16 protein-coding genes are annotated in these 13,996 nt (G+C 56.7%); 8 read left to right on the top strand and 8 right to left on the bottom strand.

Annotation, left to right across the window (positions count from 1 at the left end; all coding sequences use genetic code 11):
• Window positions 1-153 precede the first annotated feature (153 nt).
• On the bottom strand, window positions 154-720 hold the full coding sequence (gene gmhB / locus RTE01_RS09320; protein WP_041144156.1) for a D-glycero-beta-D-manno-heptose 1,7-bisphosphate 7-phosphatase: 567 nt from the start codon (window positions 718-720) through the stop codon (window positions 154-156).
• Between the two features lie 188 nt (window positions 721-908).
• On the opposite strand from gmhB, the gene metN reads away from it, so the two are divergent.
• The 6 genes from metN to proS all read left to right on the top strand — a co-directional run bounded on the left by metN (window position 909) and on the right by proS (window position 6,538).
• Window positions 909-1,940, top strand: coding sequence for a methionine ABC transporter ATP-binding protein MetN (gene metN / locus RTE01_RS09315; protein ID WP_041144155.1), 1,032 nt, complete (start codon window positions 909-911; stop codon window positions 1,938-1,940).
• Window positions 1,933-2,586, top strand: a complete 654-nt coding sequence (locus RTE01_RS09310) for a methionine ABC transporter permease MetI (protein ID WP_041144154.1) — start codon at window positions 1,933-1,935, stop codon at window positions 2,584-2,586. The genes metN and RTE01_RS09310 overlap by 8 nt, the downstream gene beginning before the upstream one ends.
• 85 nt (window positions 2,587-2,671) lie before the next feature.
• A complete protein-coding gene (locus RTE01_RS09305; protein WP_041144153.1) occupies window positions 2,672-3,487 on the top strand; it encodes a MetQ/NlpA family lipoprotein in 816 nt (271 codons plus the stop codon).
• Between the two features lie 108 nt (window positions 3,488-3,595).
• The gene (rcsF, locus tag RTE01_RS09300) at window positions 3,596-4,003 is read left to right on the top strand and encodes an Rcs stress response system protein RcsF (RefSeq protein ID WP_041144152.1); all 408 of its coding nucleotides are present in this window, start codon (window positions 3,596-3,598) and stop codon (window positions 4,001-4,003) included.
• On the top strand, window positions 4,000-4,707 hold the full coding sequence (gene tsaA, locus RTE01_RS09295) for a tRNA (N6-threonylcarbamoyladenosine(37)-N6)-methyltransferase TrmO (protein ID WP_041144151.1): 708 nt from the start codon (window positions 4,000-4,002) through the stop codon (window positions 4,705-4,707). The genes rcsF and tsaA overlap by 4 nt, the downstream gene beginning before the upstream one ends.
• A gap of 112 nt (window positions 4,708-4,819) precedes the next feature.
• A complete protein-coding gene (proS, locus tag RTE01_RS09290; RefSeq protein ID WP_041144150.1) occupies window positions 4,820-6,538 on the top strand; it encodes a proline--tRNA ligase in 1,719 nt (572 codons plus the stop codon).
• 61 nt (window positions 6,539-6,599) lie between these two features.
• Here the strand turns inward: proS and nlpE are convergent, their stop codons facing one another.
• Genes nlpE through RTE01_RS09275 form a run of 3 tightly spaced genes read right to left on the bottom strand, consistent with a single transcriptional unit; the run spans window position 6,600 to window position 8,296 of the window.
• Window positions 6,600-7,298: an envelope stress response activation lipoprotein NlpE gene (gene nlpE, locus RTE01_RS09285; protein WP_123552781.1), complete on the bottom strand. Its 699-nt coding sequence runs from the start codon at window positions 7,296-7,298 to the stop codon at window positions 6,600-6,602.
• A gap of 42 nt (window positions 7,299-7,340) precedes the next feature.
• The gene (gene arfB, locus RTE01_RS09280; protein WP_041144148.1) at window positions 7,341-7,754 is read right to left on the bottom strand and encodes an alternative ribosome rescue aminoacyl-tRNA hydrolase ArfB; all 414 of its coding nucleotides are present in this window, start codon (window positions 7,752-7,754) and stop codon (window positions 7,341-7,343) included.
• Window positions 7,751-8,296 carry a YaeQ family protein gene (locus RTE01_RS09275; protein WP_041144147.1) on the bottom strand — a complete coding sequence of 182 codons (546 nt, stop codon included), beginning with the start codon at window positions 8,294-8,296 and terminating at the stop codon, window positions 7,751-7,753. Before RTE01_RS09275 ends, arfB begins: the two co-directional genes overlap by 4 nt.
• 196 nt (window positions 8,297-8,492) lie before the next feature.
• On the opposite strand from RTE01_RS09275, the gene RTE01_RS09270 reads away from it, so the two are divergent.
• Window positions 8,493-8,693 (top strand): YaeP family protein, encoded by a 201-nt coding sequence (locus tag RTE01_RS09270; protein WP_041144146.1) that lies wholly within the window; start codon window positions 8,493-8,495, stop codon window positions 8,691-8,693.
• On the top strand, window positions 8,680-8,940 hold the full coding sequence (rof, locus tag RTE01_RS09265; protein WP_041144145.1) for a Rho-binding antiterminator: 261 nt from the start codon (window positions 8,680-8,682) through the stop codon (window positions 8,938-8,940). The genes RTE01_RS09270 and rof overlap by 14 nt, the downstream gene beginning before the upstream one ends.
• Before the next feature lie 15 nt (window positions 8,941-8,955).
• Here rof and tilS read toward each other — a convergent pair whose 3' ends face one another.
• The 4 genes from tilS to accA form a co-directional block, all read right to left on the bottom strand.
• Entirely contained in the window at window positions 8,956-10,257 is a 1,302-nt protein-coding gene (tilS, locus tag RTE01_RS09260; protein WP_141334935.1) for a tRNA lysidine(34) synthetase TilS, read from the bottom strand.
• 69 nt (window positions 10,258-10,326) lie between these two features.
• A complete protein-coding gene (locus tag RTE01_RS09255; RefSeq protein ID WP_041144144.1) occupies window positions 10,327-10,716 on the bottom strand; it encodes a VOC family protein in 390 nt (129 codons plus the stop codon).
• A 62-nt stretch (window positions 10,717-10,778) separates the two neighbouring features.
• The gene (locus RTE01_RS09250) at window positions 10,779-12,917 is read right to left on the bottom strand and encodes a lysine decarboxylase LdcC (protein WP_041144143.1); all 2,139 of its coding nucleotides are present in this window, start codon (window positions 12,915-12,917) and stop codon (window positions 10,779-10,781) included.
• A gap of 114 nt (window positions 12,918-13,031) precedes the next feature.
• Window positions 13,032-13,991: an acetyl-CoA carboxylase carboxyl transferase subunit alpha gene (gene accA / locus RTE01_RS09245; RefSeq protein ID WP_041144142.1), complete on the bottom strand. Its 960-nt coding sequence runs from the start codon at window positions 13,989-13,991 to the stop codon at window positions 13,032-13,034.
• Window positions 13,992-13,996 lie beyond the last annotated feature (5 nt).

The raw sequence follows: 13,996 nt of genomic DNA, 5'->3' as shown, positions 1-13,996 counted from the left end.
TTCAGGATTTTTTCTCTTCAACCGAACCGGCTAGTTGGTGTGAAGTGATTCACATCCGCCGTGTCGATGGAGGCGCATTATAGGGAGCCCGCCGGGAATGACAAGCGGAAAAATACAATTTTATTTCAACCGCTCATCTTTTATACGTAACGCTTATTTTTGCTGCTTTTTGATGGCTGCGGGCAGGTCTGCAAGGCTATTAAGCACCCAGTCAGCGGCACTTTCCGCATCAGCCGTGACCGGCTTGCCGGTGCGCACCAGCACTTTAGTGCCAATATCCGCCGCCAGAGCTGCCTGCATATCTTCAACTTTGTCGCCTACCATATAAGAAGCGGCCATATCTATATTAAGGTAGTCACGCGCGGAGATGAGCATCCCCGGATGCGGCTTACGGCAATCGCAGGTCTGGCGGTATTCTTCAACGGTGCCCTGCGGATGATGCGGACAATAGTAGATACCGTCCAGATCGACGCCGCGGTCGGCCAGCGACCAGTCCATCCATTCGGTCAGCGTTTCAAACTGCGCTTCGCTAAACTTACCGCGAGCGATACCGGACTGGTTGGTGACGACCACCAGGGCGAAGCCCATCTCCTTTAATTGACGCATTGCATCAATTACGCCATCGATAAATTCAAAATTATCGATTTCGTGGACATAGCCGTGATCGACATTAATCGTGCCATCACGGTCGAGAAAAATTGCGGGTACTGACTGTGCCACCGGTTTACTCCTGATAAAGGCTAGTCTGATTAGTATCGCATGTTTCCTGATGCAAGAAAGTGCTCATTATACAGAGTCGGATTGATTTAGACGTCTGGATGCCTTAACATCCATTTCATTGACAGGCATCGCCTGGACACGGCAGAAGAAAATGCCACGGCAAACGGCTAAACGATAATAAATAACTGATGATTAAACTTTCGAATATCACCAAAGTGTTCCAGCAGGGGAACCGCACCATACAGGCGCTGAACGATGTCAGCCTGCATGTTCCCGCCGGGCAAATTTACGGCGTTATCGGCGCATCCGGCGCCGGTAAGAGTACGCTGATTCGTTGCGTAAACCTCCTTGAGCGTCCAACCCAGGGCAGCGTACAGGTGGGTGGGCAGGAGCTTACCGCGCTTTCTGAAAAGGAGCTCACCCGCGCACGTCGCCAGATAGGCATGATTTTCCAGCACTTTAACCTGCTGTCATCACGTACCGTTTTCGGCAACGTGGCGCTCCCCCTCGAGCTGGACAATACTCCGCCGGCGGAGATTAAACGCCGCGTGACCGAGCTGCTGGATCTCGTCGGCCTGTCCGACAAGCATGATAGCTACCCGGCCAACCTCTCGGGCGGACAGAAGCAGCGCGTGGCAATTGCTCGTGCCCTGGCCAGTAATCCGAAGGTTCTGCTGTGTGACGAAGCCACCAGCGCGCTGGATCCGGCGACCACCCGCTCCATTCTGGAGCTGCTGAAGGATATCAACCGCCGCCTCGGCCTGACGATTCTGCTGATCACGCACGAGATGGACGTCGTCAAACGCATCTGCGACTGCGTCGCGGTCATCAGCAACGGGCAGCTGATCGAGCAGGATACGGTGAGCGAAGTCTTCTCTCACCCAAAAACCCCGCTGGCACAGCAGTTTATTCAATCAACGCTGCATCTGGATATTCCGGATGACTATCAGGCACGCCTGAAGCCAACCGCGCTCCCCGATAGCGTCCCGATGCTGCGCATGGAGTTTACCGGCCACTCCGTCGATGCTCCGCTGCTCTCTGAAACCGCCCGCCGCTTTAATGTAAATAACAACATTATCAGCGCGCAGATGGATTACGCCGGCGGCGTGAAGTTCGGCATTATGCTGACCGAGATGCACGGCACGCAGGAAGACACCCAGGCGGCAATCGCCTGGCTGCAGGAAAATCATGTAAAAGTAGAGGTACTGGGATATGTCTGAGGCAATGATCTGGCTGCTGTTGCGCGGTGTGTGGGAAACGCTGGCAATGACCTTTGTCTCCGGCTTTTTCGGTTTTGTCCTCGGCCTGCCGGTAGGCGTGCTACTGTACGTCACCCGCCCGGGGCAGATTGCCGCTAACGCCAAACTCTACCGAACCCTGTCGGCGCTGGTGAACATCTTCCGCTCTATACCTTTTATTATCCTGCTGGTGTGGATGATTCCCTTTACCCGCGTGATTGTCGGTACGTCCATCGGCCTGCAGGCAGCCATTGTGCCGCTGACGGTTGGCGCCGCGCCGTTTATTGCCCGTATGGTGGAGAACGCGCTGCTTGAGATCCCAACGGGTCTTATCGAAGCATCCCGCGCGATGGGCGCCACGCCGATGCAGATCGTGCGTAAGGTCCTGCTGCCTGAAGCGCTGCCGGGTCTGGTGAACGCCGCGACGATTACGCTCATTACCCTGGTCGGTTATTCCGCCATGGGCGGCGCGGTCGGCGCCGGTGGTCTGGGGCAGATTGGCTATCAGTACGGCTACATCGGCTACAACGCCACGGTAATGAATACCGTGCTGGTATTACTGGTTATTCTGGTTTATTTAATTCAATTCTCTGGCGACCGTATCGTCCGGGCTGTGACTCACAAATAACATTATCGACACAACATCGTTCAGGGCGCCTCCGCGCGGCCTGGGCGACGCGTGTACACACAGACTCTTACAGGAAGGAAATAGCATGGCCTTTAATTTTAAAACCTTTGCGGCAGTAGGTGCGTTGATCGGTTCTCTGGCTCTGGTGGGCTGCGGTCAGGATGAAAAAGATCCGAACCATATTAAAGTCGGCGTCATCGTCGGTGCTGAGCAGCAGGTTGCTGAAGTGGCGCAGAAAGTCGCTAAAGAGAAATATGGTCTCGACGTTGAGCTGGTTACGTTCAACGACTACGTTCTGCCGAACGAAGCGCTGAGCAAAGGCGACATCGACGTTAACGCCTTCCAGCACAAGCCTTACCTCGATCAGCAGATTAAAGACCGCGGCTATAAGCTGGTCGCCGTCGGCAACTCCTTTGTTTATCCGATTGCCGGCTACTCCAAGAAAATTAAAACCCTCGACGAACTGCAGCCGGGCTCCCAGATTGCCATTCCTAACGATCCGACTAACCTCGGCCGTTCTCTGCTGCTGCTGCAGCAGGCGGGTCTGATCAAGCTGAAAGAAGGCGTTGGCCTGCTGCCGACCTCTCTGGATATCATTGAGAACCCGAAAAACCTGAAGATTGTTGAGCTGGAAGCACCGCAGCTGCCGCGCTCCCTCGACGATGCGCAGATTGCCCTGGCGGTTATCAATACCACCTATGCAAGCCAGATTGGCCTGACCCCGGCAAAAGACGGTATTTTTGTCGAAGGTAAAGACTCTCCGTACGTCAACCTGATTGTTGCTCGCGAAGACAACAAGGACGCGGAAAATGTTAAGAAATTTGTTCAGGCATACCAGAGCGATGAAGTTTTTGAAGCCGCGAATAAAATCTTTAACGGCGGTGCAGTGAAAGGCTGGTAATCTTTTTTCACCGTAATATCATTCAGGACGGGCTTTATGCCCGTCTTGTCATTTATGCAAGCACCTGATTCAATAGCGCCCTGTTTTATTATTCATTGAGGAAATACTATGCGTGCTTTACCGATCTGTTTGTTAGCACTCATGTTAAGCGGTTGCTCTATGCTAAGCAGATCTCCCGTCGAACCTGTACAAAGCACGGCAACGGCACCTGCCAAATCGGAACCGGCAAAACCCAAGGCCGTGCGCCCGGCACCGGTAAGAATCTATACCGATGCGTCAGCGCTGGTCGGCAAGCCTTTCCGCGATCTGGGTGAAGTCACCGGTGAGTCATGCCAGGCCTCAAATCAGGATTCACCGCCGAACATCCCTACCGCCCGCAAGCGTCTGCAAATTAATGCTGCGAAAATGAAAGCTAACGCGGTCTTGCTGCACAGATGCGAAGTCACCAGCGGTACGCCAGGATGCTATCGCCAGGCCGTTTGCCTTGGCTCTGCGCTTAACGTTTCGGCGCAATGAGTTCTTTTGAGTTTGCGCAGATAGGTGTTATTCGCTCGCCGTATAAAGAAAAGTTTGCCGTACCTCGCCAGCCCGGGCTGGTTAAAAACGGCGGCGGCGAGCTGCATCTTCTGCCCCCCTATAACCAGGCCGACGCCGTGCGCGGCCTGGAAAACTTCAGCCATCTGTGGGTATTGTTTGTTTTTCATCAAACCATGGACGGCGGCTGGCGGCCTACCGTGCGCCCTCCCCGCCTCGGCGGCAATGCGCGAATGGGCGTTTTCGCCACGCGCTCAACCTTCCGGCCAAACCCCATCGGCATGTCGCTGGTCGAGCTCAAGGGTATTCGCTGCCAGAAAGATCGGGTGATACTTGAGCTCGGCAGCCTCGATCTGGTCGACGGTACGCCGGTCGTTGATATCAAACCCTATCTTCCGTTTGCCGAAGCACTGCCGGATGCCAGCGCCAGCTACGCCCAGCAGGCGCCGCTGGCTGAAATGACGGTCAGCTTTACGCCAGAGATGGACGCGCAGCTTGCCCTGCTGGAAAAGCGCTATCCGCAGCTTAAGGCGTTCATTCGCGAAGTTCTGGCGCAGGACCCGCGTCCGGCCTATCGTAAAGAGGAAGAAGCAGGAAAAACTTACGCCGTCTGGCTGCTCGATTTTAACGTGCGCTGGCGCGTGATTGCGTCCGGTTTTGAAGTCTTTTCTCTGGAACCACGCTAATTTTATTTTCCTCTCTTTTGGCATCTTTGCCACACTGGTAAACTAAACCACTTTTTTTGTTTCAGGCTGGCCCTCCAGCCTGTTCCGATCGTCCAAATGGAACCGTAACAACATGCGTACTAGCCAATATCTGCTCTCCACACAAAAGGAGACACCTGCCGACGCCGAAGTCATCAGCCATCAGCTGATGCTGCGCGCCGGGATGATCCGCAAGCTGGCCTCCGGATTATACATCTGGCTGCCAACCGGCCTGCGCGTTCTGAAAAAAGTCGAAAACATCGTGCGTGAAGAGATGAACAACGCCGGTGCTATCGAGGTGTCTATGCCGGTCGTTCAGCCGGCAGACCTGTGGCAGGAGAGCGGTCGCTGGGAGCAATACGGTCCGGAACTGCTGCGCTTCGTCGATCGCGGCGATCGCCCGTTCGTCCTCGGCCCGACGCATGAAGAGGTGATCACTGACCTGATCCGCAACGAGCTGAACTCTTATAAGCAGCTGCCGCTGAACTTCTTCCAGATCCAGACCAAGTTCCGCGATGAAGTTCGCCCGCGCTTTGGCGTGATGCGTTCGCGCGAGTTCCTGATGAAAGACGCCTACTCTTTCCATACGACTCAGGAATCGCTGCAGGAAACCTACGACGCGATGTATGCCGCCTACAGCAAAATCTTCTCCCGCATGGGTCTCGATTTCCGCGCGGTACAGGCTGACACCGGCTCTATCGGCGGAAGCGCATCGCACGAGTTCCAGGTTCTGGCGCAGAGCGGCGAAGATGACGTGATCTTCTCCGACAGCTCCGACTTTGCCGCCAATATCGAATTTGCCGAAGCCATTGCGCCGAAAGAGCCGCGCGCCGCCGCCGCTCAGGAAATGACGCTGGTCGATACGCCGAACGCCAAAACCATCGCCGAGCTGGTTGAGCAGTTTAATCTGCCGGTTGAGAAGACCGTGAAAACGCTGCTGGTTAAAGCAGTGGAAGGCAGCGCTTATCCGCTGGTTGCCCTGCTGGTTCGCGGTGACCACGAGCTGAACGAAGTCAAAGCGGAGAAGCTGCCGCAGGTTGCCAGCCCGCTGACTTTCGCCACCGAAGAAGAGATCCGCGCGATCGTCAAAGCAGGCCCTGGCTCTCTCGGTCCGGTCAACATGCCGGTTCCGGTCGTTATCGACCGTACCGTGGCGGCAATGAGCGATTTCGCCGCTGGCGCTAACGTTGATGGCAAACACTACTTCGGCATCAACTGGGATCGCGACGTTGCCACCCCGGAAGTCGCCGACATCCGTAACGTTGTCGCCGGCGACCCGAGCCCGGACGGTCAGGGTACGCTGCTGATCAAACGCGGCATCGAAGTCGGCCACATCTTCCAGCTGGGCACCAAGTACTCCCAGGCGCTGAACGCGTCGGTGCAGGGCGAAGATGGCCGTAACCAGGTGCTGACGATGGGCTGCTACGGCATTGGGGTCACCCGCGTGGTCGCCGCAGCTATCGAGCAGAACTATGACGATCGCGGCATCATCTGGCCGGAAGCTATCGCGCCTTTCCAGGTGGCGATTCTGCCGATGAACATGCACAAATCCTACCGCGTGCAGGAGCTGGCCGAGAAGCTGTATAGCGAACTGCGCGCCCAGGGCATTGAAGTCCTGATGGACGACCGCAAAGAGCGTCCGGGCGTGATGTTTGCCGATATGGAGCTGATCGGTATTCCGCACACCATCGTGCTGGGCGACCGCAACCTCGACAACGACGATATCGAATATAAGCATCGTCGCGTCGGTGAAAAACAGCTGATCAAAACGGGCGACATCGTGAACTATCTGGTTAACGCCATTAAAGGTTAATTCCGCGCCTGAATGCAAAAAGGCCTCGCATCTGCGAGGCCTTTTTTATCGGTGCTACTTTTTACTGGCCACACTCTTTGCCGGGGATAAACTTCACGTCCTTATCCGCCGTCAGCGTTTTCACCATTTCACCGCTGTCAGGGTTAGGCTCGAGGGTAAAGTGCCCTTCCACCACCAGCAGCACCGGACGCGTATCCGTTCCGCGCGCGGCGGCATAATCACGCTCAAGCTGAGCATTATTGGCAACCGCAGTTCGTTTGCCGGTGGCGCAATCGGTAAAGGTCGCCGCATCCGCCATATAGAAATACATGCCGCGCATCGCCATCGGCGTGGTCGGCAGGCTGGCTTTCACCGACTCGAGGGTATAGTTCAGCGTTGACTCAATCGGGTTGCCTTCGCGATCGAGCATCTCCAGCTTGTCGCCCTTCGCGCGATAGTAGGATTTCTCCCCTTTGCTATCGGTCAATACCAGCTTATCCGCGGTGCGGGCCCAGGTCCCGTACGACGCGAACGATGACGGCTCGCGGGTCACGCCCTGGTAGCGCTCATTCATCACCCAGCTGCCGTCTTTTTCGAGAAACAGCGAGGTTTCGATGCCTTCGCAATCGGCGCACGGCAGTATCCCGCGCCAGCTCTGCTGCATCGGCTTCAGCTCCGTCATCGCCGCCGGCTGCAGCGTCTCAACTTCTGCCCGATGATTGCAGCCAAACAGCGCAAAGAGCGAACAGGCTGCCGCCACTGAGAATATGATTTTCTTCACTGTAAATTCCTTATAATCCATGCCACCCGTTCGTCGCATTGCCTACTGACGAACTTTCCCACGCAGCGCTTTGACCGATGATTTTTGCGACTTAGAAGCAAGCCGACGCTCTTTTGATGCTCGGGTTGGTCGCGTTTCCCGGCGACTTTTTTGCGCTACGGTTAATTCTTGTATCAGCGCAATCAGGCGAGCAATCGCGGCTTCGCGATTCATCTCCTGGCTGCGGTATTCCTGAGCCTTAATGATAACCACACCGTCGGCAGAAATTAAGTGATGACTGGCGGTGAGCAAACGCTCCTTGTAGTACTCCGGCAGGCTCGAAGCCTTAATATCAAAGCGCAGGTGGATCGCGGTTGACGCTTTATTCACGTGCTGACCGCCCGCGCCCTGCGCGCGGATCCCCGTCAGGGAGACTTCATCCTCCGCAATAGAGACGCTGCGGCTAAAGGTAATCATGCCGCCGGCTGCCAGGCCGTCAAATGAATTTCCAGATTATTCTTAGCGTCGGATAACCAGATGCTGCCGTCCTGAATAGTGGCCTGCAAAATCATCGTGCGATCGGCAAAGGCGCTGAGCTGCTCCAGCTGCGCATCGTCCAGATACCAGACCGTCAGCTTGCTGAACTGCGCCATTTTACTCTTATTCTGCTGCCACCAAACCTCGGCCGCCCGGCTATTGTAGGCAAACAATGCGACTTCCTGCGAACGCGAGCAGGCTTTTTTAATCCGCTTGTCGTCCGGTAATCCGAGCTCAATCCACAGTTCGACGCCCAGATGATCGTTGAGCAGCCACAGCTCGGCCTCGTCATCCGAGGAGAGGCCGCGGGTAAACTGCAGCCGCTCGTCGGCATACTTAATCCACGCCAGCAGGCGCAGCATCATGCGCTCCTGGGTTTCAGACGGATGCTGCGCCAGCGTCAGGCTGGCATCAATAAACCGGTTGCGATCCATATCGGCTACATTTACCGTCGCTTTATAAATCGTCGCTTTCAGCGCCATGAAAAAACTCCTGAAAAAAATGGCGTACATTGTAGCGAAACTGGCGACAAAAGGCTGTCGACAATCGAGGGATCCCTTTTCATCCTGCTGATATTGCTTAAATGACTATGGTATAGTCACCTTGCTAAACAGAGTTTATCTTCGTAGGCTTAAACTTGCATCCCACGGTTGAGTCAGAATACTGACAGGAGGGCATGTGGACCAATATTGTGAGTTAATACGCAAGCGGTATGCGGAAATAGCCAGCGGAGACCTGGGGTATATCCCGAATGCGCTGGGTTGCGTGTTGAAAGTATTGAATGAAATTGCGGCGGATGAGGCCCTTTCGGAGTCAGTCAGGGAAAAGGCCGCCTATGCGGCAGCAAACTTACTGGTGAGCGATTATGTCAATGAATGATACTTATCAACCCATCAACTGCGATGATTATGACAATCTCGAACTTGCCTGCCAGCATCATCTGGTGCTGACGCTGGCGCTCAAAGATGGTGAGCAGCTGCAGGCGAAGGCAAACGATCTTATCTCGCGCAAAAATATCGAGTATCTGGTGGTGGAACTTGGCGACAACAGTCGCGAGCTACGCCTCGATACTATCGCCAGCTTCAGCCACCCGGAAATCGGTACCGTGGTGGTGAGTGAGTCCTGAATAAAAACGGGTGGCTTAGCCGCCCGTTTTCCTCCATACCAGCCGTACGCCCTCGCTATCCTGCGCTTCCCCTTCACGGGTAATAAACAGCAAATCCGCGGCAGCAATAAGCGTTTCGCCGTAAAACAGCAGCGGCGTGGTATCGCGGCGCCAGGGCGCGATACCCAGCTCCTGCCAGATTTTCTTCAGCTTGCGCCCGCCGTGACGACCGACGATATGCAGATTGCCGCTGGCGCGAAAGCGCACCGTCACCGCTTCGCCGGCGAGCGGAGCGCGCAGCGGTCCTCCGGCAAACAGCGACAGCTCGCCCATCCCCTCCGGCAGCCGCAGAGGCTGACGGCTATCGGGCCATGAGAGCACCGCCTCCGTCTGGCTGGGGAGATATTTCACCCACCACAGCCGCTGCCGGTAGCGGCGAACGGTAAAGTCACCGAGACGCAGGCAGGGAAACGCATCCTCCCGCGCCTGGGCAACCTCACGCCAGATCCGTTCCGGCATCTCGCGGGATGGCATCGGCGCGTTGTGCCATGCCAGCCAGCGGCGCAGCAGCGCGGCGCGACGCGCGGCGCTCACGGCGGCCAGGGGTTCAATCGCTAAGGTTCCGTCATCCGCCATCAACGACGCCAGCTCTTCTGCCAGCATCTCGTCCAGCAGACTCTCCTGTTCAGCGCAGAGGTCGGCGCTGCGGGCTACTGCCTCGGTGAAGTGCGGCCAGCGGGCGCTAAGCCGAGGAATAATCTGCAAACGCAGAAAGTTGCGATCGTAGGTATCGTCCTGGTTGCTCTCATCCTCAATCCAGCTGAGCTGATGGCGCAGCGCCCACTGGTGTAGCGCTTCCCGGCGGGTATTGAGCAGCGGACGCAGCAGCAGCGTGTCAGAAAAGGCGGAAGAGGCGGCCATCGCCGACAGCCCGGTCGGGCCGCTGCCGCGCTTGAGCGCCAGCAGGAAGGTTTCACACTGATCGTCGAGATGCTGGGCCGTCACCAGCACCTCTCCCGGCTCGAGCGCCGTTCGGAAGGCCCGGTAGCGCGCCTCCCGGGCGTGCGCCTCGACTCCCAGACCGGTATCCGCCAGCACCACGCGCTCGACCACCAGCGGGACCTGCCACTGCCGGCACAGCTGCTGGCAGTGCGCGACCCAATCGTCGGCGTTAGCGCTCAGGCCATGATGAATATGGATAGCTCGCAGCCTTAACGTCGGATCCTGCGCGCGCCAGCAGACCAGCTGGTGGAGCAGAACCGTTGAATCGAGGCCGCCGCTGAAGGCCACCAAAAACTGGCGGTGCGGCTGAAGGTTTTGCGCAATATCTGGGGTCATCTTCATGATAGTGCTGGCTGAGGGGAGATAGCCCGGCACGTTACCGGCCGGGGCCATCTCTGGCAAGGACTACTGCTGATAAATTTCCAGCGGCAGGCCGTCAGGGTCGTTAAAGAAGGTAAAGCGCTTATCGGTGAAGGGATCGATACGTATCGCTTCACACTTCACGCCGTGGGCCTCGAGGTGGGCCACCGATGCGTCAATATCATCCACGCTGAAGGCCAGGTGACGCAGACCGCAGGCCTCAGGGCGCGACGGGCGGGCCGGAGGAGAAGGAAAGGAGAAGAGCTCAATGACGTACTCCCCGTTCAGCGCCAGATCCCCCTTCCACGAGTCGCGCTCTTCGCGGTAGAACTCGCTCTGCAGCGTAAACCCGAGAATATCGCAGTAGAAGGCTTTGCTCTGCGCATAGCTGCTCGCAATAATCGCAATATGGTGAACCCGTTTTAGACCCAGCATGGTAAACATCCTCGTATTGATATCAGCCAGGTTACCCGCACCGCCCGCCGCGGCGCAAGCACCTAATCATTTTTTAAGACCCGTACCCGATAGACGCCATCCTCGTCGCGCTTCGCCCCGTGAATGTCGGTTTCAAAGCCCGGATAATGGCGGCCAATGGAGCACAGCATCAGCAGGAAATCGAGCACCGCGCGGCTCTCCTCGGTAATCATCTCCCCGGGCATCAGCAGCGGTACGCCCGGCGGATACGGCAGGATCATGTTAGCGGATATACGCCCGACCAGATTTTCCAGCTCAATGGTCTCCACCTCGCCTTTGATTTGCCGCTGCCAGGCCTGGTGCGGCGTCATCTTCATTTCCGGCAGGACGTCGAAGGCGCTCAGCATCAGCTGCGAAAGCTGGTGCTGACGGATCAAACGATGGATCCCCTGGGCCAGATCCTGAATGCGCATATTGCGGTAGAAATCCGGGTCTTCGGCGTAGAGATCCGGCAGCATATTCTTCACCCGCAGATTAAGATCGTAGCCGCGTTTAAACTCCGTCAGGCCGCGCAGCAGCCCCATCGCCCGGGTTTTGTCGATGCCGATGCTGAAAAGGAACAGCAGGTTATAGGGCCCGGTTTTTTCCACCACCACGCCGCGCTCATCGAGGAACTTCGCCACCAGCGCGGCCGGGATGCCTTCGTCATCCATATTGCCCTGCTCATCCATCCCCGGCGTCAGGATCGTCACCTTAACCGGATCGAGGAACATATGGTCGTCATCGGCATCCTGAAAACCATGCCACTGCTCACCGGCAGCAACCGGCCAGCACCGGGTCTCGGCAATATCTTCCGGCTGCCAGATATCAAAGAACCAGCCGTCCGCCTCTTCGCGCAGGCGCTGTACCTCTTTGCGGAAATCCAGCGCCCGCTCAATCGAGCGCTGGATCAGGCGCTTGCCCGAGTTCCCGCGCAGCATTGCCGCGGCGGTTTCAATCGAGGCGACGATGGGATAGCTCGGCGAGGTAGAGGTATGCATCATAAAGGCTTCATTGAAGGTCTCTTCGTCATAGCTGCCTTTAATATGGATCAGCGAAGCCTGCGACAGCGCCGCCAGCATTTTGTGCGTCGACTGGGTTTCAAAGATAACTTTGCCCGGCACGCGATCGCCGCTCATGCCGCTCTTCCCCTGATAAATCGGGTGGAAATGGGTATAGGGCACCCACGCGGAGTCAAAGTGGATAGAGGGGACGTCGAGCGTCTCTTTTATCCAGGTAGTGTTATACAGCAGGCCGTCGTAGGTGGAGTTGGTGATCACCGCATGTACCGGCCACTGCGCCCCGCCCGTCGTGCTCACCTTGTGCTGAATGCTGTCGCGGGTAAACTCCCGCTTCGGGATGCCGCCGAGGATCCCCAGCGCGTTGCGCGTCGGCTTGAGCCACAGCGGGACGACGTCGCTCATCATCAGCAGATGCGCCAGCGACTTGTGGCAGTTGCGATCGATAAGCAGCGTGCTCCCCGCCGGGGCAGAGTACATGCCGACAATTTTGTTCGACGTTGAGGTGCCGTTAGTCACCATATAGCTCTGCTCTGCACCGAAGGCGCGAGCGATATACTCTTCCGCCTCCAGATGCGGCCCGGAGTGATCGAGCAGCGATCCCAGCTCCGTCACGGAAATGGAGACGTCGGCCTTGAGCGTATTGCCGCCAAAGAAATCATAAAACAGGCAGCCTACCGGGCTTTTCTGGTAGGCGCTGCCGCCCATATGTCCCGGCGTGCAGAAGGTATATTTACCCTCCTGGACGTAGTTGAACAACGCTTTGGTAAACGGCGGCGTGATGTTGTCGAGATACTCACGGGTGTACTGGCCGATGCGGGTGGCAATCTCCTGCGCCAGGCCGAGAGCATACTCGAAGAACCACAGCGTCATACGCAGATCCTGACTGCTGACATCCATCGTCGAATGCGCGTTGATAAACGCGTACAGCGGCAGATATTCGTTGAGCTGATTAATATCGCTGCACAGCTCGACGTTATACTCATCCCAGTCAAAAATGACGCCGCAGATCCGCGGATTATGTTCGATAAACTGCAGCAGGTCGGCGCTATTTTGCGGCCAGATGGTCTGAAAGCCTTGCTGTTGCAGGGCGGCTTCCAGTTCTTTAATCGGTTCGTCTTTATGATAGACGCCGTGGGGACCCATGATGGCAATGATGTTCACGCATTCCTCCTGGAATTGACCTAAGGCAGGCATCATAGCAACCGCGCCTGGGTATCGCACATAAAAAAAGGGCCGGAAAATCCGGCCCTTTTTACGGCATAACGCAAGGAAGAATCAGGCGTAGCCGTAGTTCATCAGACGCTGATAGCGACGGTTTAACAGCTCTTCTTCGCTCAGGATATCGAGGTCCGCCAGATCGGCCAGCAGCTGCGCTTTCAGGCTTGCAGCGATAGCTTCCGGATTGCGATGCGCGCCGCCCAGCGGCTCCGGAATAATGGAGTCGATAAGCTTCAGCTCTTTCAGACGCGGGGCCACGATCCCCATGGCTTCAGCAGCCAGCGGGGCTTTGTCCGCGCTTTTCCACAGAATGGACGCGCAGCCTTCCGGTGAAATAACGGAATAGGTGCTGTACTGCAGCATATTCACTTTGTCACCGACGCCAATCGCCAGCGCGCCGCCGGAGCCGCCTTCGCCGATAACGGTGCAGATGACCGGTACGCTCAGGCGCGACATTTCACGCAGGTTACGGGCAATCGCTTCCGACTGGCCGCGCTCTTCCGCGCCAACGCCCGGGTAGGCACCTGGGGTGTCGATAAAGGTGATGATCGGCATTTTAAAGCGCTCGGCCATCTCCATCAGACGCAGCGCCTTACGGTAGCCTTCCGGTGCCGGCATGCCAAAGTTGCGACGAATTTTTTCTTTCGTCTCGCGCCCTTTCTGGTGGCCGATAATCATCACCGGACGCCCGTCCAGACGCGCAATACCGCCGACGATAGCTTTATCATCAGCGTAGGCACGGTCGCCGGCCAGTTCGTCAAACTCGTCGAACGCCAGGCGGACATAATCCAGGGTGTATGGGCGACGTGGATGGCGTGCCAGCTGAGCAACCTGCCATGCGCCGAGATCGGCGAAGATTTTACGCGTCAGCTCTACGCTTTTTTCACGCAGACGATGCACTTCTTCATCGATGTTAATATCGAGTTTCTCATCCTGACGGCTTACTGCAGTCAGGGAATCGATTTTCGCTTCCAGCTCTGCAATCGGCTGTTCAAAATCAAGGAAATTCAGACTCATAGTAT

This window comes from Klebsiella terrigena, assembly GCF_006539725.1.
GTDB lineage: Bacteria > Pseudomonadota > Gammaproteobacteria > Enterobacterales > Enterobacteriaceae > Klebsiella > Klebsiella terrigena.
This window is presented reverse-complemented; position numbering and strand designations above follow the sequence as displayed.